The 17,858-nt window shown below is 71.4% G+C and carries 16 protein-coding genes and 1 pseudogene; 10 read left to right on the forward strand and 7 right to left on the reverse strand.

All coding sequences use genetic code 11. From position 1 onward, the window contains the following. Positions 1 to 207: 207 nt before the first annotated feature. Both EDF48_RS18505 and EDF48_RS18510 read right to left on the reverse strand, forming a co-directional pair. On the reverse strand, positions 208 to 810 hold the full coding sequence (locus EDF48_RS18505; protein ID WP_131881905.1) for a DUF1992 domain-containing protein: 603 nt from the start codon (positions 808 to 810) through the stop codon (positions 208 to 210). Between the two features lie 13 nt (positions 811 to 823). Then, complete coding sequence (locus EDF48_RS18510; RefSeq protein ID WP_131881907.1) at positions 824 to 2,653, reverse strand: glycoside hydrolase family 15 protein; 1,830 nt, start codon at positions 2,651 to 2,653, stop codon at positions 824 to 826. Positions 2,654 to 3,254: 601 nt separating this feature from the next. Here EDF48_RS18510 and EDF48_RS18515 point away from each other — a divergent pair. From EDF48_RS18515 to EDF48_RS18530, 4 genes are all read left to right on the forward strand, one after another. Beyond that, positions 3,255 to 4,421 carry an RtcB family protein gene (locus EDF48_RS18515; protein ID WP_131881909.1) on the forward strand — a complete coding sequence of 389 codons (1,167 nt, stop codon included), beginning with the start codon at positions 3,255 to 3,257 and terminating at the stop codon, positions 4,419 to 4,421. 109 nt (positions 4,422 to 4,530) lie between these two features. Then, positions 4,531 to 5,364 carry a DUF1206 domain-containing protein gene (locus EDF48_RS18520; protein ID WP_123293429.1) on the forward strand — a complete coding sequence of 278 codons (834 nt, stop codon included), beginning with the start codon at positions 4,531 to 4,533 and terminating at the stop codon, positions 5,362 to 5,364. Positions 5,365 to 5,503: 139 nt separating this feature from the next. Further along, positions 5,504 to 6,379 (forward strand): SMP-30/gluconolactonase/LRE family protein, encoded by an 876-nt coding sequence (locus EDF48_RS18525; protein WP_131881911.1) that lies wholly within the window; start codon positions 5,504 to 5,506, stop codon positions 6,377 to 6,379. Between the two features lie 71 nt (positions 6,380 to 6,450). After that, positions 6,451 to 7,530 carry an alpha/beta fold hydrolase gene (locus tag EDF48_RS18530; RefSeq protein WP_165932469.1) on the forward strand — a complete coding sequence of 360 codons (1,080 nt, stop codon included), beginning with the start codon at positions 6,451 to 6,453 and terminating at the stop codon, positions 7,528 to 7,530. A 99-nt stretch (positions 7,531 to 7,629) separates the two neighbouring features. Here EDF48_RS18530 and EDF48_RS18535 read toward each other — a convergent pair whose 3' ends face one another. The 5 genes and pseudogenes from EDF48_RS18535 to EDF48_RS18555 form a co-directional block, all read right to left on the reverse strand. Beyond that, positions 7,630 to 8,823 carry an FAD-dependent oxidoreductase gene (locus EDF48_RS18535; protein WP_123293433.1) on the reverse strand — a complete coding sequence of 398 codons (1,194 nt, stop codon included), beginning with the start codon at positions 8,821 to 8,823 and terminating at the stop codon, positions 7,630 to 7,632. A gap of 14 nt (positions 8,824 to 8,837) precedes the next feature. Then, positions 8,838 to 9,737: pseudogene (locus tag EDF48_RS18540) on the reverse strand (SDR family oxidoreductase). After that, a complete protein-coding gene (locus EDF48_RS18545) occupies positions 9,647 to 10,153 on the reverse strand; it encodes a DNA starvation/stationary phase protection protein (RefSeq protein ID WP_123293434.1) in 507 nt (168 codons plus the stop codon). The pseudogene EDF48_RS18540 and the gene EDF48_RS18545 overlap by 91 nt, the downstream one beginning before the upstream one ends. Before the next feature lie 119 nt (positions 10,154 to 10,272). Further along, a complete protein-coding gene (locus EDF48_RS18550; protein WP_123339939.1) occupies positions 10,273 to 10,785 on the reverse strand; it encodes a MarR family transcriptional regulator in 513 nt (170 codons plus the stop codon). A gap of 152 nt (positions 10,786 to 10,937) precedes the next feature. Further along, positions 10,938 to 11,495 carry an NAD(P)H-dependent oxidoreductase gene (locus EDF48_RS18555; protein ID WP_131881915.1) on the reverse strand — a complete coding sequence of 186 codons (558 nt, stop codon included), beginning with the start codon at positions 11,493 to 11,495 and terminating at the stop codon, positions 10,938 to 10,940. Positions 11,496 to 11,601: 106 nt separating this feature from the next. Between EDF48_RS18555 and EDF48_RS18560 the strand changes: the two genes are divergently transcribed. The 6 genes from EDF48_RS18560 to EDF48_RS18585 all read left to right on the forward strand — a co-directional run bounded on the left by EDF48_RS18560 (position 11,602) and on the right by EDF48_RS18585 (position 17,829). Next, the gene (locus EDF48_RS18560; protein WP_243698154.1) at positions 11,602 to 13,257 is read left to right on the forward strand and encodes a glycoside hydrolase family 13 protein; all 1,656 of its coding nucleotides are present in this window, start codon (positions 11,602 to 11,604) and stop codon (positions 13,255 to 13,257) included. A gap of 109 nt (positions 13,258 to 13,366) precedes the next feature. Beyond that, positions 13,367 to 15,343: a DUF11 domain-containing protein gene (locus EDF48_RS18565; protein WP_131881920.1), complete on the forward strand. Its 1,977-nt coding sequence runs from the start codon at positions 13,367 to 13,369 to the stop codon at positions 15,341 to 15,343. A 146-nt stretch (positions 15,344 to 15,489) separates the two neighbouring features. Continuing rightward, positions 15,490 to 16,149, forward strand: coding sequence for a DUF308 domain-containing protein (locus EDF48_RS18570; protein WP_123293438.1), 660 nt, complete (start codon positions 15,490 to 15,492; stop codon positions 16,147 to 16,149). After that, entirely contained in the window at positions 16,146 to 16,409 is a 264-nt protein-coding gene (locus tag EDF48_RS18575) for a hypothetical protein (RefSeq protein WP_131881922.1), read from the forward strand. Before EDF48_RS18570 ends, EDF48_RS18575 begins: the two co-directional genes overlap by 4 nt. Before the next feature lie 123 nt (positions 16,410 to 16,532). Next, entirely contained in the window at positions 16,533 to 17,072 is a 540-nt protein-coding gene (locus EDF48_RS18580; RefSeq protein WP_131881924.1) for a sigma-70 family RNA polymerase sigma factor, read from the forward strand. Then, positions 17,062 to 17,829, forward strand: coding sequence for a hypothetical protein (locus tag EDF48_RS18585; protein WP_131881926.1), 768 nt, complete (start codon positions 17,062 to 17,064; stop codon positions 17,827 to 17,829). Before EDF48_RS18580 ends, EDF48_RS18585 begins: the two co-directional genes overlap by 11 nt. Positions 17,830 to 17,858: the final 29 nt, after the last annotated feature.

Below are 17,858 nucleotides of genomic sequence, written 5' to 3' on the forward strand. Positions count from 1 at the left end.
GGCGACAACGCCATCCTGACCGGCACCACCGTCCACGTCTCCGAAGACGCCGCCGGCCTGCTGAACAAGACCTTCGGCACCGACGCCGTCAAGCGTGGCCTGCTCGTCGGCACCGCCACCATCACCGCACAGATCAAGTAACACCCCGCACCACCGCACCACTCGTGAAGGGCCGCCCCGGGCAACCGGGACGGCCCTTCACCACGTTCAGTGACGCCGGCGCCACCACCGGCGGCGACGGTCGTCAGACGCGGCCGTCAGGGCAGCCGCAGCCGCCGCGGCGGACGCGAGTCGGGCCTCCCGGCGGGCATGCCACGCGACCAACTCGCCGTCGACGTCCCGCAGCGGCGTCACGACCGGCGGCCCACCGAGCAGCTGACGTCGGGCTTCCTTCACCCGGGCGTTGAAGTCCACCAGGACATCGCGCACGTCGGCCTCCGTCGACAGTGCGTCGAGGGCATCGTCGAGTTCCGCGTCCTCGGTGCGGAGTGCGAGGGCAGGCGGAGCGATGCCGCGGATGTCCTCGCGTTCGATCTTCGAGCGGATCCACCAGTCCGGGTCGTGCTGCCCGTCGTTCCCGGGCAGGGGCTTGCCGTGGTACGGATTGCCCTCGAAGACGCCGCGGCGCTCGGCCTCCTCGATCTGCGCCCGAGCGTGGGCGGCGACGTCGGCCGCCTTCAGCAGCCGGCGTTCCTCACGCACCTCGTCCGGATCGAGCGACCCCCGCTCGATCTCACTGTCGACCTGCTGCTGGTAACGGTAGCGAGCGGCCCTGCGGAGCCGGTCCATCCGTGCATCGACGTCGTTCATGACCCCTCCATGATCACTCCGAGTGGTCGTCCTCGCCAGTCAGTTCCTCGATGGTCAGCGCTGCCTGGATGAGCGCCAGGTGCGACAGCCCCTGGGGGAGGTTGCCCATGAACGAGCCGTCCTCGCTGATCATCTCGCTGAACAGCCCGACGTCGTTCGCCTGGCCGACCATCTCGTCCATCAGGGTCCGTGCGTCGTCGATCCGGCCCGTGCAGGCCATCGCGGCAGCGAGCCAGAACGAGCACGCGACGAAGGGCGACTCCTCGTCCTCGATGCCCGAGTAGCGGTACACCAGCGGTCCGCGCTGCAGCTGCTCCTCGATCGCCCGGATGGTCGACGCCATGCGTGGACCGCGGTCGAAGGAGCTCATCGCGTGCAGCAGGATCGACGTGTCGAGCGCGTCCGAGCCCGGGTACATCACGTAGTGACCGCGTTCCTCGTCCCAGCCGTGTTCCGCGACCCACTGCGTGATCAGTTCGCGGTTCTCGACCCACTTGGCGCGCGGCCCGTCGATCATGCCGGCGTCGTGGAGGTCCACTGCGGCGTCGAGGGCCTGCCAGCAGCCGATCTTGCTCGTGACGTAGTGCTGGGTGTCCTCGAGCTCCCACATGCCGGAGTCCGGTTCCTCCCACCGGTGGCAGGCGTCGTCGGCGAGTTGTTGCAAGACGGCCGCGGTCTTCCGGTCCAGGACGTTGCCGGCGTTCACGTACTGACGCAGGATCTCGAAGACGTCACCCCAGACCCCGAGCTGCAGCTGGTCGCCGGCGCGGTTGCCCACCGTGACCGGGCCGATGCCGTTCCACCCGGGGACGTCGCGCTCCTCGACGTCGTCGCTCTTCGTACCGTCGAGCTCGTAGAAGATCGGCATGCCCTCGTCGTGCTCGGCGATGGTGCGCATCACCCACGACACCGCCGCGTGGGTCTCCTCGCGCAGGCCGAACCGGGTCAGGGCGTGCACGGTGTACGACAGGTCGCGCACCCAGGCGAACCGGTAGTCCCAGTTCTTGCCGCCGGTCCGGTCCTCGGGCAGGCTCGTGGTCGGCGCCGCCGCGATCGCTCCGGTCGGCGAGAAGATGAGCAGCTTCAGGGCGAGGGCGCTGCGCTGCACCGCTTCGGCCCAGGGGCCGTCGTAGGAGAACTCCTTCGACCAGGTCGCCCAGTTGTCGATCGTGCGGTCCATCGCGGCGAGTGCGCTCTCCGGCCGCGGCATGAAGATCGGCTCGTCGTGCGTGCCGACGATGGTCAGGATGTGCTTCGATCCGTCGCCGGTGGTGAACCGACCGGAGAAGCGCGGGCCGTCGTCGTGCACCGGGTCGAACCCCTGCTCGACGATCGCGATCGTGATGCCGTCGATGCCGATGACGGCACCGTTCGCGGTGTCGAGGCGCTTCGGTTCAGCGGTGTTCAGCAGGGTGCCGGGCACCACGGCCCACTCGAACTCCACGGACCCGTTGACCCCTTGGACGCAGCGCGCGACCTCGGCCCACGGCAGGCGGCCGGCGACACCGGTGACCATCGCGTCCGTCACCGTCGCCCGCCCGGACGGTGTCGTCCACGTGGTGACGAGCACGTTGGTGCCGGGCAGGTACTCGCGGGTGACCTCGGCCGATCGGTCCACCGGGCGGAGCGCCACGTGGCCGCCGTGTTCGGCGTCGAGGATCTCCGCGAACACGGGCGGTGAGTCCATCGAGGGGATCGGCAGCCAGTCGATCTGCCCGTCGCGGGCGATGAGCGCGACGGTCCGACCATCGCCGATCGCTCCGTAGGTGCGGAGCGGGGCGTAGCCGTCGGTGCGTGCGTGGGTGTCGACCGCGTCGAGGGTGTCTTCGGTGCGCTCCGTCATGCACCCAGACTGCCCGCGCCCGAGGCGCGACCATCAGGCGGACGTACCCCGCTGTGGAGGACGCGGGACGCCCTCCCTCGCAGGCTCGGTCGGCGCGGCCCGCGCAACGCTTCGCGTCGCCGCTGAGCGGGCCGCGCCCGGCCGCGGACGAAACGCGACACGCCCGGGTGAGTTGCGCATCCCGGGCGTGTCGCACTACTGTCGCTCTCCTGCCCAACGGCAGGAACGCCAGCGGCACCAACGCCGCCGGCAGGAACGCCAGCGGCACCAACGCCGCCGGCAGGAACGCCCGTCCCGGGCACACCGGAAGGACCGCGCATGCGCGCCGTGCAGCACAACGAGGAACGCGTCGAGCTCCAGCTCGACGCGACCGCCGTGCTGCCCGAACCGCAGCGGCAGTGGTCCCTCCGCTATCCCGCGTAGGCACGGAACGTCCCACGACGCCCCGTGCCCACCCGGCCCGGGGCGTTCGTCGTCCTGCTCATCCTCGCCACGTCGCGCTCGACGTCGCCCGGAGCGCAGGCCGGACACCGTCCCGGACCGTCATCGAAGACCGTCCAGACGACCGTCCAGACGACCGTCCTGAAAGCGAGACGAAGCAATGAAGAAGATCAACGACCGACTGCTGAGTTGGGCCTCGATGCTCGAGGACAACACCGAGCAGCAGGCCCGCACGACCGCACGCATGCCGTTCGTGTTCCCGCACCTGGCCCTGATGCCGGACGCCCACCTCGGCCTCGGCGCCACCGTCGGTTCCGTCATCCCGACCCTCGGCGCGGTCATGCCGGCTGCCGTCGGCGTCGACATCGGCTGCGGCATGATCGCGGTCCGGACCCAGTTCACCGAGGCCGACCTGCCCGACGACCTGCAGGAGCTGCGCGAGCAGATCGAGCGCGCGATCCCGCTGTCGGCCGGCGCGTCGAACCGCAAGATCGTCGCGACCGCCGCGCCGCGGATCGCCGAGCTCGAGGCGATGGCCGACGCCGCCGGGTTCGACCCCGCACAGGCGCACGGCGGCTGGCGCAACCAGCTCGGCACGCTCGGCTCCGGGAACCACTTCATCGAGGTCTCCCTCGACGAGCAGGACCGGGTCTGGCTCTTCCTGCACTCCGGATCGCGGGGCGTCGGCAACAAGATCGCGCAGCGGCACATCACGGTCGCCAAGCGGCTGATGGAGCGCTGGTGGATCCAGCTGGCGGACCCCGACCTCGCCTACCTGGTCGAGGGCACGCCGGAGTTCGACCGGTACATCGCCGAGCTGCGGTGGGCACAGCACTTCGCCCTGCTCAACCGCGAGGAGATGATGGACCGCGTCGTGCGGCAGCTGTCCGAGGTCGTCGGTACCCCCGTCGACGAGCAGGAGCGGATCAACTGCCACCACAACTTCACGCAGCGCGAGACGCACTGGGGGAAGTCCGTGTGGGTGTCCCGCAAGGGTGCGATCCAGGCGACGGCAGGTCAGGCCGGCCTGATCCCCGGGTCGATGGGCACGGCGTCGTACGTCGTCGAGGGCCTCGGCAACAAGCCGTCGCTCGAGTCGTCGCCGCACGGAGCCGGCCGGCTGTTCTCGCGGAGCGCGGCACGGCGGACCTTCACCCACGACCAGCTGCGGGAGGCGATGGTCGGCATCGAGTACCGCGACACCGACGCGTTCCTCGACGAGATCCCGGGCGCGTACAAGCCGATCGACCAGGTCATGGCGGATGCGTCGGACCTCGTGTCGATCCGGCACACGCTGCGGCAGGTCGTCAACGTGAAGGGCGACTGACGGGAGGCGCGGGTGCAGCCCGCCCCCGCGCCGCCCGTCCGACGTCGGTCCGCGTCCACTGCCCGGCGCGGCCCGGACAGACCGGCCCGCGTCGGGCACGCTTGACCGGATGAGCGACACAGCAGAGCACGCAGCACGGGAGACCGGACGACAGGTCCGACGAGCGGCGGACAGCCGCTGGTTCGAGCTGACCGCTCGCGCCGGCTTCGTCGGCAGCGGCATCGTCCACCTGCTGATCGGGTACCTCGCGATCCTGCTCGGCATCGGCAACGCGTCCTCCGGCGGTGAGACGGACCAGTCCGGAGCACTGCAGCAGATCGCTGCCGTGCCGGGCGGGGTCTTCCTGCTCTGGCTGATCGCGATCGGCACGGCAGCACTCACCGTGCGGCTGATCGTCGAGGCCGTCGTCGGCGGCCGGTCGGACAGCACGCGTGGGTGGCTCGCCCGGGCGAAGGACGTCGCGAAGGCCGTGGTCTACGGCATCATCGCGTACTCGTCGGCGTCGTACGCCCTCGGCGCCGGGTCGAGTTCCAGCAGCTCGTCGCAGAGTGCCGCAGCGAAGACCCTCGCGACGCCCGGCGGGGTGTTCGTGCTGCTCCTCGCCGGCGCGATCGCGGTCGCGGTCGGCATCGGGCTCGTGGTCATCGGGTGTCGGCGGACGTTCCGGAAGCAGATCACCCGACCGTCCGGGACGCTCGACCGGGTGGTCACGGTGCTCGGGGTCGTCGGGTACGTCGGCAAGGGCATCGCCGTGGTCATCGTCGGTGTGCTCATCGGTGTGGCCGGACTGCGGAGCGACCCGGAGCAGGCGACGGGCCTCGACGCGGCGTTCGACGCCGTGCGCTCGATGCCCGGTGGCGTGTTCGTCCTGGTCGCGATCGGCATCGGGTTCCTCGCCTTCGGCGTCTACAGCTTCTTCCGCGCGCGGTACGCCCGCCTCTGATCGAAGCGGGGCCTGCGGACTTTCGTGCCAGGCGACACTCCACGCGCCCGCGGTCCCGTGAGGTGTCGCCCAGCGCGTGAACTGGTGGGCAGCGCGCCCGGCTGAGGGAGCACGGAGCCGGCGCCGGTAGACCGGTCCGATGAGCACCAGCGCGACGACCGGGCCCGTGACCGTCTTCTCCGACGCCCGGGCGGTCCTCGCCGAGAGCATCGTGTGGGACCCGTCGGCGCAGCTGCTCCGCTGGACCGACATCACCCTCGGCACCCTCGTCACCGCGCAGTCCGACGGCACCGTGGTGTCGACGGTCCCGCTCCCGCCGCCGCTCGCGAGCTTCCAGCCGCGGGCCTCTGGCGGCTTCGTCGCAGCGCTCGGGGACACCGTCGTCGTGACGGACGAGCACGGGGTGGTCGAGCGTGAACTCACCCGCGTCGAGCACGCCACGGCCGGGCTCCGGTTCAACGAGGGCAAGTGCGACCCGTTCGGCCGGTTCCTGGTCGGCAGCATGAACCTGACGACGGGCGAGCCGGACGGTGCGCTGTACTCGGTCGAGGCGGACGGCACGACGCGACTGCTCCGTGGCGGCTTCGGCGTGACGAACGGCTTCGAGTGGTCGGACGACGGCACCGTGATGTACGTCACCGACACGAGTGTGTCGACGATCTACCGCGGGTCGTACGGCCCGCACGGCGAACTCGGCGAGCTCGAACCGTTCGTCGTCGGCCACGCCCACGACGGCCTGGTCCGCGACGACGAGGGCTGCTCCTGGAGTGCGGTCTACGGCGGCGGCCGGGTGGAGCGGTACGGCCCTGACGGATCGCACCTCGAGACCGTGGAGCTGCCCACCCCGAACGTGACGTCGGTGGCCTTCGGCGGCCCCGACATGTCGACGCTGTTCGTCGCCTCGGCACGGGAGAACCTCACCGAGGAGCAGCTGGAGGAGCACCCGTCCTCGGGAGCGATCCTGGCGGTGCCGACGCGGGTGCACGGGTTCCCCGCGAACACCTTCAGCGGCTGACCGGGCGGGAGCGCACGCTGCGGCGGTGTCCGCGGGTATCGTGGGCGCTCGCCCGACCCGAGGAGACCCACGTGAACGACGAGCGCACGGCAGCCACCCCGGACCCGGCCAGCGAACTCGCGGAGGCCGAGAACGCCGACGTCACTGTAGAGGTGGACCGGGTCGCGGTCGACGGCACGTACGTCCGCGTGAGTTCGATCGGCGAGCCGGGGGAGCGCGCCTTCCTGCTCGTCGCCGGCCTCGGCATCGCGGCCACCTACTACGAGCGGCTCGCCCCGCACCTCAACGAGAACGGCCCGGTGCACGCCCTCGACCTGCCCGGCTTCGCAGGCGTTCCCCGGTTCCGCGGGAAGGTCTCGATCGAGCGGTACGCCGACGCCGTCGAGAAGGTCATCGACGACCTCGGCCTGGTCGACCCGGTCCTGGTCGGCCACTCGATGGGCACCCAGGTCGTGACCGAGGTCGCGGCGCGTCACCCGGAGATCTCGGACCTCGTGCTCATCAGCCCGGTCGTCGACTCGCACGCGCGCACGGTCCGCCAGTCCGCGTTCCGGTTCCTGCGGTCGACCCTGCACGAGCCCTCGGCGGTCCGGTGGCACGGCATCACGGCGTACGCGCTGTGCGGATGGCACTGGTTCTCGAAGGTGCTGCCACGGATGATCGCGTTCCCGATCGAGGAGCGCGCGGCCCACGTGCAGGCGCGCACCCTCATCGTCCGCGGCGAGCACGACGCGATGGTCCCGCGGGACTGGATCCGACGGCTCGCGCGGGTGTTCCCCTACGCAGTGCTGCGCGAGGTCGTCGACGGCGCACACTCCGTGATGCACGCCCAGGCCGACGCGGTCGCGCGGCTTGCGGTCGCACACGTCGACCACCGGCTGCCGGACCGCGGGGTCGGTTCGCTGCAGCGGGTGCGCGACGACTCGACGGCGTCCGACCTGTCGCGTCTGAGCCCGAGCGAGGCGTGGATGCTCGTGAGGTCGCGCTTCGTCGAACTGGTCGGCATGGCGAAGAACGACGACGAGACGCTCGAGGCGGCGAAGTCCGCCCACGCGGTCGCGATGGCCGACGGGGACGACCTGCCGGTCGACCCGGTCGACCGCAAGGCGGTGGTCGACGCCGTCGCACCCGAGGCCGACCCGAACCGCTGACACCGGGCACTGCAGGCGACGTACAGGAGGCCCGGTGCCGGTTCTCGGAACCGGCACCGGGCCTCCCGTCGGTCGCGTCCAGGGCGACCCGTGCGCCGGTCAGGCCGTGATGCGGCCCGGCAGCATGTCCGACGTCAGGGAGTTCGCCTCGGCGAGCACCTTGCGGGCCTCGTCGGTCTTGTCCCACACGTTCCAGAGCAGCACGCCGCGCACCGTGTCGTCGTCGTCCAGGTAGTAGACGACACCGGTGACGGTCGGGTCCTGCCAGTCCTCGACGGTGCGGAGCTTCGTGGAGACCTGCCCCACCGCCTCGTACCCCATGTCGAAGACGTCGGAGTAGAACATCGGCGTGTGGTCGTAGGTCTCGTCGGCGTCGGCGAGGTTCCGGCCGGCCTGCCGTCCCTGCTGCTGCGCGTTGTCGACGTGTTCGACCCGGCGGGTCCCGAGGATCCGGTCCGGGTACTCGGCGACGTCGCCGGCGGCGAAGACCGAGTCGTCGTCGGTGAGCAGCGTCGACGAGACCACGATGCCGTCGCGTACGGTCAGACCGGCGTCGGCGGCGAGCTGGGTGGCGGGCTCGATGCCGAGTCCGGCGACCACGGCGTCTGCTTCGAGCACGGAGCCGTCGTCGAGCGTGAGCGTGACCCCGTCGGCCGTCTGCGTGCCGGACTCGACCCGACGTCCGAGTCGGAGGTCCACGCCGGCGTCGACGAAGCGCTGTTGGAACGCGCGCGCGAGGTCGTCCGGGAACATCCGGCCGCCCACGATGTCGTCGGGGTCGACCAGGGTGACGCGGGCGCCGTTCTGCACGACCCCCGCGGTGATCTCCTGGCCGATGTAGCCGCCACCGACGACGACCACGTGCGCCCCGGCGTCGGCGAGCTCGCGGAGCTTCCGGTAGTCGTCGGCGCTGCGGTAGTCGAGCACGCGGTCCGAGGGCTCCAGGCCCGGCAACCCGCGGGGCTTGCCGCCGGTCGCGATGAGCAGCCGCTCGTAGCCGTGGGTCTGGCCGTCGGCCGTGGTCACGGTCTTCGATGCACGGTCGATCCCCGTCACCGCGGTGCCGAGGACGAACGACGCCCCGGTCTCCTCGGTGTGCAGGTCGACCTTCTCGTCCCAGCTGAAGTCCGGGTCGGTCCACAGCTTCTTCGACAGGGCCGGGCGGGCGTAGGGCCGGTCGACGTCCTCGCTGAGGATGCCGATCGTGCCGTCGGCGTCGAGCTCGCGGACACCGCGGGCAGCGGCGTCGGCGACCATCCCGCCGCCGATGATGAGGTATCGGTAGTCGGTCACGGTGCCTCCCGGCGTCAGATCGTGGCGACCGAGCCGGAGTCGACCCGGTAGTTGGAGCCGTTGACGAAGCTCGCGAGGTCGGAGCAGAGGAACGCGATGACGTTCGCGACCTCTTCCGGCTCACCGCGGCGCTTCAGCTCCATGTACGGACGTTCCTCGTCGAGGAAGCTCGTGATCGCGTCGTCGAAGCTCTGGTTCGTCTCCTTCGCCCGCTTGTTCATCATCGCGTCCGTCATGGGCGTGTGGATGAACGCGGGGCTGACGGTGTTCACGAGGACGCCCTACTGCGCGTAGGTGCGCGACAGGCCCTTCGCGAACGACAGGACCCCGGCCTTCGCGGCGCAGTAGGGCAGTTCGTCGTCGTAGGGCTGCGAGGCGTCCTCGGACACGAGGTACACGATCCGGCCCCAACCGCCCTGCCGCAGGTCGCCGATGAACTCGCGCGTGATGCGGACAGGACCCATCAGGTCGACGTCGATGGTGTCGGCCCAACCCTGCTCGTCGATCTCGTGGAACAGCCCCTGGGCGCCGGACACGCCCGAGGACTGCACCAGGATGTCGATCGCGCCGACGGCGTCCCGCACCTTGCCGTGCAGGTCCGCCAGGCTCGCCGCGCTCGTGACGTCGGCCGCGAACGCGTGCAGCTTGCCGAGCGGCGCTTCGAGCTGGTCGGCGCTGTTGTCGAGCTGCGCCTGGTCGAGGTCGCTCACGACCACGGTCGCACCCTCCGCCAGGAGGATGCGAGCCGTGTTCCAGCCGATGCCGGAGTCGGCACCGAAGACGAGCGCGGTCTTGCCCTGGATGCCGAGGTCCACTCGGTCCCCTAGGCGTGCGCCGAGGCGTCGGCGACGGCTGGCGTCGTGGCAGATGCCAGCGGCGTGCTCGGTGCGCGGTTCTCGGCGGAGACCATCCACGCGAGCTGCTCGAGGCGCTCGATGAAGCCGTGGAGCAGGTCCGCGGTCGTCGGGTCCTCGTCGTCGACCTCGTCGTGGACGTCGCGCATGGTGCCGGTCGCCTGGTAGAGGCGGAGCGTCACCTGGTCGATCGCGTCGTGCGTGGTGATCTCGCCCTCGGGGAACTGGTCGAGGTGGCTCGAGGCCGCGACCGTGCTCGAGCGCCCGTCCGGCACGGCGTACAGGGCGCGCATGCGCTCTGCCGTGTCGTCGGCGAACTCGCGTGCGGCGTCGACGATCTCGTCGAGCTGCAGGTGCAGGTCGCGGAAGTTCGTGCCGAGGATGTTCCAGTGGGCCTGCTTGCCCTGGAGGTGCAGGTCGATGAGGTCCACGAGGACCGCCTGGAGGTTCTTGGCCATCTTGTCCGAAGCGTGCATGGTGGTGGCTCCTTTCGCGTCGGTGACCCTTCCGGTCTACGCGGTGCGGCCGAGACCACTCTCAGTGCGCACGGAACCGCACTGTCCCCCGGGCGTTCCACCGGGTGTGTTCGCGCCGGTCAGTGGGCCGGTGCCGGGTCGACCTGGTCGACGGCGCCGCGCATCTGCTCGAGGAACGACGCCACGATGCGCGCCTCGTCCGCGGGCAGTCCCTCGGCGATCGACATCATCCGGCGGTGCATGATGCCGAGGGTCGCGCGGACCTCGTCGTCGGTCTCGGTCGTCGGGGTGATCACGAGCGCTCGACGGTCGGTGGGGTGCGGGTCGCGGCGCACGTGGTTCGACTTCACCAGGCGGTCGATCAGGATCGTGGTCGAGGCCGACGAGATCTTGAGGTAGGCGGCGAGGTCCTTCGGGCTGATGCTGCGGCCCGAGCGCTGCGACTGCAGCAGGAAGCGCACGGCGAGCAGGTCGGTCTCGCCCATGCCCATCGAGTCGCGGGTGCGGCGGCGCATCGCGGTCTCGGCGGCCCGGTAGCGACGCAGGGCGTTGAGCACGGCGACCCCGCGCTGGGTCGCGTCGTCGTCGGGGAACCAGTACCCGGACGCCTCGGTGATCTCCTGCGTTGCCATTGGCACAGGCTAGTCCGTCTCGTATGGAGGCCGTCTAGCGACTTCCTGTGGGTGCGCCTGCTTCGTTCCCGCATGCAGGACGGGAGGCCCGTGGCGGGGTCGCCACGGGCCTCCCGTCCGTCCTGTGGTGCGGTCGACCGCACCCGGTCGCTCTACGCGGCGGCCTGCTCGGTCGAGGCGTCGGCGAGTGCGCTCAGCGCGCCCTGGACGAGCGAGGTGACCTCGGCGTCCTCGCGCGGGTGGGTCTCCGCGAAGCGGACGACCGACTGCGGGATCGCGACCTTGACGTCCTCGAGGACCTTCGCGCCGGCGATGCCGGCGACCTTGCGGGCGTCGTCGTGGGCCCACACGCCGCCGTACTGCCCGAACGCGGAACCGATGGCGGCGAGCGGCTTGCCGGACAGCGGCGAGGCGCCGAACGGACGCGATGCCCAGTCGAGGGCGTTCTTCAGCACGGCCGGGATCGTGCCGTTGTACTCGGGGGTGACGAGCAGGACGGCGTCCGCGGCGGCGATCGCGTCGCGGAAGGCGACCGCTGCGGCCGGCGGGGTGTCGCCGTCGATGTCCTCGTTGTAGAACGGCAGGTCGACGATGCCGTCGAACGTGGTGACCTCGATGCCCTCCGGCGCGTGGTGCGCCGCGGCCTCGGCGAGCTTGCGGTTGATGGAGTCGGCGCGGAGGCTGCCGACGAGTGCGAGGACGTTCGTCATGGTGATCCTTCTGGTTCGAGACGTTGTTCTGGGACGGAAAGGTGTCTGCGACAACCAATCCGAGCCTACGGCGTGCTATTCCCAGACCGCTGGGTACGGTGGCGACGTGAGCACGCTTCGGACGCCGGCCAGCACGCCCCGCACGACGAACCCGGACTGGTGGCGCGACGCCGTCGTCTACCAGGTCTACCCACGCAGCTTCGCGGACTCGAACGCCGACGGCCTGGGCGACGTCGCGGGCATCACCAGCCGCGTGCCCTACCTGGCGGCACTCGGCGTCGACGCGTTGTGGCTCTCGCCGTTCTTCCCGTCGCCCCTCGCCGACGGCGGGTACGACGTGGCCGACTACCGGGCGGTCGATCCACGACTCGGCTCGCTGGCGGACCTGGACGCCCTGCTCCGGTCCGCGCACGAGCACGACCTGCGGGTGATCGTGGACATCGTGCCGAACCACACCTCGGACGAGCACGAGTGGTTCCGGGCGGCGCTCGCGTCCGCGCCGGGCTCGCCGGAACGGGCGCGGTACGTCTTCCGCGACGGGGCGGGTGTGTCCGGGGAACTGCCGCCGAGCGACTGGGCGTCGAACTTCGGCGGGAGCGCCTGGACCAGGGTCGCGGACGGTCAGTGGTACCTGCACCTCTTCGCACCCGAGCAGCCCGACCTGGACTGGTCCAACCCCGAGGTCCGTGCGGATTTCGAGGACACGCTGCGCTTCTGGTCGGACCGTGGGGTCGACGGCTTCCGGGTGGACGTCGCGCACGGCCTGGCGAAGGACCTGTCGACGCCGTACCGCGCATCGAACGAGCACGCGCTGCCGCTCGACGGCTCCGACCCGCTGTACGACCGCGACGAGGTGCACGAGGTCTTCGCCTCCTGGCGCACCGTGCTCGACGAGTACGACCCGCCCCGTGCCGCCGTCGCCGAGGCCTGGGCACCGGCCCCGCGACGCGTCCTGTACGCCCGGCCCACCGAACTCGGGCAGGCGTTCAACTTCGACCTGCTCGAGGCGCCGTTCGAGGCCGCTGCGTTCCGGAGCATCATCGAGCGGAACCTGGCGGCGTCCGAGCAGTCCGGTGCGTCGAGCACCTGGGTGCTGTCGAACCACGACGTCGTGCGGCACGCCAGCCGGTACGGCCTGCCGGACGACACCGACACCGACGCGTGGTTGCTGACGGACGGCACCACGCCCGAGCTCGACCGGGAGCGGGGCCTGCGCCGAGCCCGCGCCGCGACCCTGCTGATGCTCGCGCTGCCCGGGTCGTCGTACGTCTACCAGGGCGAGGAACTCGGCCTGCACGAAGCCGCCGCGATCCCGCGTGACCAGTTGCAGGACCCGAAGTGGCTCCGCTCGGGACACACCGTCAAGGGCCGGGACGGGTGCCGTGTGCCGATCCCGTGGACGGCCTCCGGGCCGTCGTTCGGCTTCGGCGAGGTCGCGCCGCTGCTGCCGCAGCCGGCGGACTTCGGAGCGTCGTCGGTGCAGGCGGAGGACGGGGATCCCACGTCCACCCTGACGCTGTACCGGGCAGCGCTGGACGCCCGCCGTCGGCTGCAGCGGGGCGAGGAGCTCACCTGGCTGGAGTCCGGCGACGGCGTCGTGGCCTTCGCCCGGCACGACGGGTGGCGGTCGGTCACGAACTTCGGCACGACGCCCGTTCCGCTGCCGTCGGGTGACGTCGTGGTCGCGTCCGGGCCGCTCGGTGACGCGGCCGGCGTGCTGTCGGGTGTCCTCCCGGGCGAGACGACGGTCTGGTTGGCCTGAGCGGACCAGCTCCGTCCGTTCTCCTCCACAGCCAGGAGGCCCGTGGCCGCGTTCCACAGATCGGTTCCGGCCCGCCGTCCGGTGACGCCCGGATCGCGACGATCGGGGCATGACAGAACCCACTGCTCCAGCATCCGTCCCACGTCCGGTCCGGTCGCGGGTGGCCCGTCGCCTCGCGGCGGCGTGCACCGCGCTGACCGCGCTCGCCGTGCTCGCGGCACCGACGATCCTGCCCACGGGGTCGAGTGCGGCGACGCTCGACTTCCCCTACGTCAACCAGTTCTCCAGTGCGTCCGGCGGTGCCCTGCACGGTGACGCCGCGGTCTCCGGCGGACGACTCCGGCTGACCGCGGACGTCCGCAACCAGGCCGGCGCCTGGTCGACGAACGACACGTTCCCTTCGGACACCGGGCTCGAGATCGAGTTTACCTACGCGATGCACACCGCGAAGGACGACCCCGGGGCCGACGGCCTGCTGCTGTACCTCGCCGACGGTGCAGCGGCACAGGGCGTGGGGTCGTTCGGTGCCGGGCTCGGGTACGCCTGCCGCAAGGAGGCAACCGAGGGCGGCGGGCGGCTGTGCGACCTGCCGGGGGTGCCCGGTGGCTTCGCGGGGATCGCGATCGACCACTACGGCAACTTCTCGTCGCGCATCAACGCCTCCGGACCGGGAGCCCAGCAGGACCACGTCGTCGTCCGCGGCTCCGGCAACGGGCTCGAGGGCTACCGGTACGTCGCCGGGGCTCCCGCTCCCGGCGGCACGGTGACGAACGGGTCGACGCCGCGCACGGTGCGCATCACCCTGCTGCCGGGGGACGCCGGCGAGCTCTCGATGACCGTCCGGCTGCAGGTCGGTTCGACGATGCGCACCGTGCTCGACGCGGTCCCCCTGCACGGGGACGACCAGGCACCGCTGCCGAGCACCCTCCGCCTCGGGTTCGCCGGCGCCACCGGCAGCCACGTGAACAACCACGAGGTCGACGCCCTCAGGGTGTGGAAGCCCGCCGACCTGTCCGTCGAGCACGACCTGCCCGCCACCGCCGTCGCCGGGGAACCCGTCCGGTACACCGTCACGGCGCGCAACCCCGGACCGAACGCCGCCGATCCCAGCCCGCTGCAGGTGGACGTCCCGGACGCGATCGAGGGGGCTTCCTGGACGTGCGAGGCGGCGGAGGGCTCCGGCTGCGCCACCCCGTCCGGGCAGGGTGACGTGGCGACCGACCTCGACCTGCCCCGCGGTGGTTCGGCGGTGGTGACGGTCGAGGGGCGGATCGCCGACGGCGTCGAGGGGCCGCTCGAGAGCGTCGCCACCATCGCACCACCGACGTCGTTGTCCGACACGAACGAGTCCGACAACACCTCGCGGGCGAGCACGACCGTCACCACGCCGCCGGTCGTCGCCCACGTCGAGACGGACAAGACGGTGTCGCCGTCCACCGTCGAACCCGGCGACGAGGTGGAGTACACCGTGACCGCACGGAACCGCGGACCGTCGGTCGCCCAGCAGGTCGGCGCGGTGGACGACCTGCCCGAGGCGATGCGCTTCGTCGGGTCCGACGACGGCTGCACGGCCGAGGGGCAGCGGGTGACCTGCCGGTCGGACGTGGCGCTCGCCGTGGGGGAGACCCACGACTTCCGGCTCCGTGCCGTCCTCGACCCGGAGTACCAGGGGGACGGGTCCGACGTGGTGAACGTGGCCACAGCGACCTCCCCGACGGACCCGGACGGCGGCGACCCGTCGACCGAGGTCGCGATCGTCGTCGAGCAGGACGACGACGGGCCCGCGCCGTCCCCGTCCCCGTCCCCGTCCCCGGCGCCCGGACCCGACGACGACGACGAGGCATCGGTGCCGGATGCTCCCCGCGGTGACGACGGCAACGACGACGGCGACCGGGATCCCCGTGGCCCGGTCGCCGACGCGGGACCGCAGGTCGCACGCGGCGCCCTCGCGTACACCGGCGTCGACGACCTCGGACTGCTCGCCGCGCTCGCAGCGGTGGTGGTCGCGGCCGGTTCGACGTGCTGGTGGCTCGCTCGTCGGCGTGCACGGCGGTCGGTGGTGACGGACGACCAGCCGCGGTCCTGATCCAGCGAACGGGGTGGCGTCGTTCGGGCGACGCCACCCCACCGGGTATTCGAGCATCCTCAGTGCTGCGGGACCCCCGGCGGTCGGTCGGCTGCCACCGCGGCGGTAGGATCGATCTCACGATCCGCATGCCTGAAAGAGGTCCCGTGTCCGACACCGTGGACGACGCCACCACCGTGAACGAGGCGACCCAACGCGCGCGGTACTGGCCGATCCCGATCCTCCGGGCCGTGCCCGCCGCGGTCGTCGCGCTCGTCATCACCTTCTCGACGAACCACGCCGCCGGCTACGGCCTGCTGCTGTTCGCCGGCTTCGCGTTGGTCGAAGGACTCGTGCTCCTGTGGGCGGGCGTCGCGCGGCTCCCGCTCGACGGTCGGTCCCGCCGCACCACGTTGCTGCAGGCCGTCATCACCCTGCTCGCCGCGGTCGCCGGGTTCGCCGGCAACGGTCTCGGGCTGCCGGCGTTCATCTCGGTCATCGTCGCCTTCGCGGTGCTCACCGGGGCCCTCGAGCTGGCACAAGGGCTGCGGGCTCGTCGTCGTTCCCCCTTCGCGCGGGACTGGACCACGATCGGCGCACTCACCCTGCTGCTCGCGATCGCGTTCCTCATCACCCCGCCGGACTACTCGCAGCAGCTCGGTGGGGTGGAGCAGGTCACCGGCACGCTGGACGCCTCGATCGTCCTGGTCGGCCTGCTCGGCGCCTACCTCGCCATCACGGCGGTCTTCCACGTGATCGCCGGCCTCTCGCACAAGTGGGGCACGGCCACGCCGGCCGTCGCCCCGGACGGAGCACCACACGCATGACCACCCCCAGCCGTCGTGACCGTCTGCGCCCGGTCGAGCTCCTCGGGATCTCCGCGATCATCGCGGTGTTCACCGGGCTCGTCGTGCTGTTCTCGACGCGGGAACTGCAGCTGGCCGTGATCTTCCTCGGCGTCGCGTTCATCGTGGTGGTCGTCGTGCTCGCGATGCTCCAGCTCGCGTCGACCAGCGACCAGGACGACAACGACATGCTCGGCGGGCACAAAGCGCCCGGCGACGGCGAGGGCGACGACTTCCACTGATCCGCATCGGGCGCGGTCGATCGCACCGCGGTCCGGACACGCCCGGGATCACGTTTCCGCCACGGTCCTGTCAGGATCGTGGGTCCTGCCGACACCTCTGGGTGAAGGAGGTGGGATGTGGACGTGACGACCGGCACCGACACGGACGAAGGACTCGTCCGTGCGATCGCGCAGGGGGACACCGGTGCGCTCGCACGGGTGTTCGACCGCTACGCCGCCACGCTCACCCGGTACGCCTGGGCACTCGTCGACGACCGGTCCGACGTCGAGGAGATCGTGCAGGACACGTTCCTGACGCTCTGGCAGCGGGCGGCGACGCTCGAGCTCCCGGCGGACACCGTGCTGCCGTGGCTGCTCGTCGTCTGCCGGAACCACGCCTTCAACACCGGCCGGAAGCAGGCGCGTCGGCGCGCTGACGAGCTGCCCGAGCACCTGGCCGCTCCCGCCGACCAGGACGAGGCCCGTGACCTCCTGCGCTGGGTCCGCGACGAGATCGCCGAACTCCCAGCCACCGACCGCCGCATCTGCGAGCTCTGCCTGCTCGAGGGGTACTCGTACGCCGAGGCCGCCGAGATGCTCGGACTCAGTGTCGGAGCGGTCACGCAGCGGGTCTCCCGCAGCCGACGCCGACTCAAGAAGGTGGTGACGCACGATGAACACTGAACCTCCCGAGGGAGACGACCTGCAGCGCATGCTCGTCTCGATGAAGCAGAACGTCCTCGAGCGCGCCACCCCGCGGTCCGCACGGCGGCGGGGCCGATCCGGCATCGTCATCGGTGTCGTGGCGCTCCTGGCCGTGGGCACCGCGACCGGAGCCGTCGCCCTGACGCTCTCCCAGCAGGACACCCCGGTCGCCGCGCCCACCCAGACGCAGGTGCCCGAGCCCTCGCCCACCGCGACGACCCCGTCCTCCGCGCCGATCACCGGTGCACCGACCCCGACGTCCACACCGAGCGCCCCGGTGGACGTGGCGACGATACCGACGGACTGTCGCGCGCTCGTCTCGGCAGCGGACTACGACCGCTTCTTCGGGGACACTCCGTTGACGCAGGCCGATCCGCCGTCGGGAACCGATCGGGTCCCCGACGGCCAGGACCCGGCAGGCGTCGAGTCGAAGGTCTCCTGCACGTGGCGTGACCCGCGCGCGGACGTCTCGGGGATCGAGGTCCGGGTCGGGACCGCCACCGAGGCCGCCATCCAGCAGGAGATCGACGAGTTCCCGGCGCACGACGGCGGGGGGACGTGCACCGAGCGCGACGGCGGGACGTTCTGCCAGTCCCGCGGGATCGTGGAGCCCTACGGCGTGGAAAAGGCGTACACGTACTTCGCCCGAGGTGACACCTGGATCACCATCGAGCAGACCAACGTCCCGACCGACGGGCTCCTGCCCGCTCTCATCGCGACGATCTGGGGGGACTGACGGCCGGGAGGCCCGTGGCGGACCCGCCC

The sequence above is a fragment of the Curtobacterium sp. PhB191 genome (assembly GCF_004346515.1).
Taxonomy (GTDB): Bacteria; Actinomycetota; Actinomycetes; order Actinomycetales; family Microbacteriaceae; genus Curtobacterium.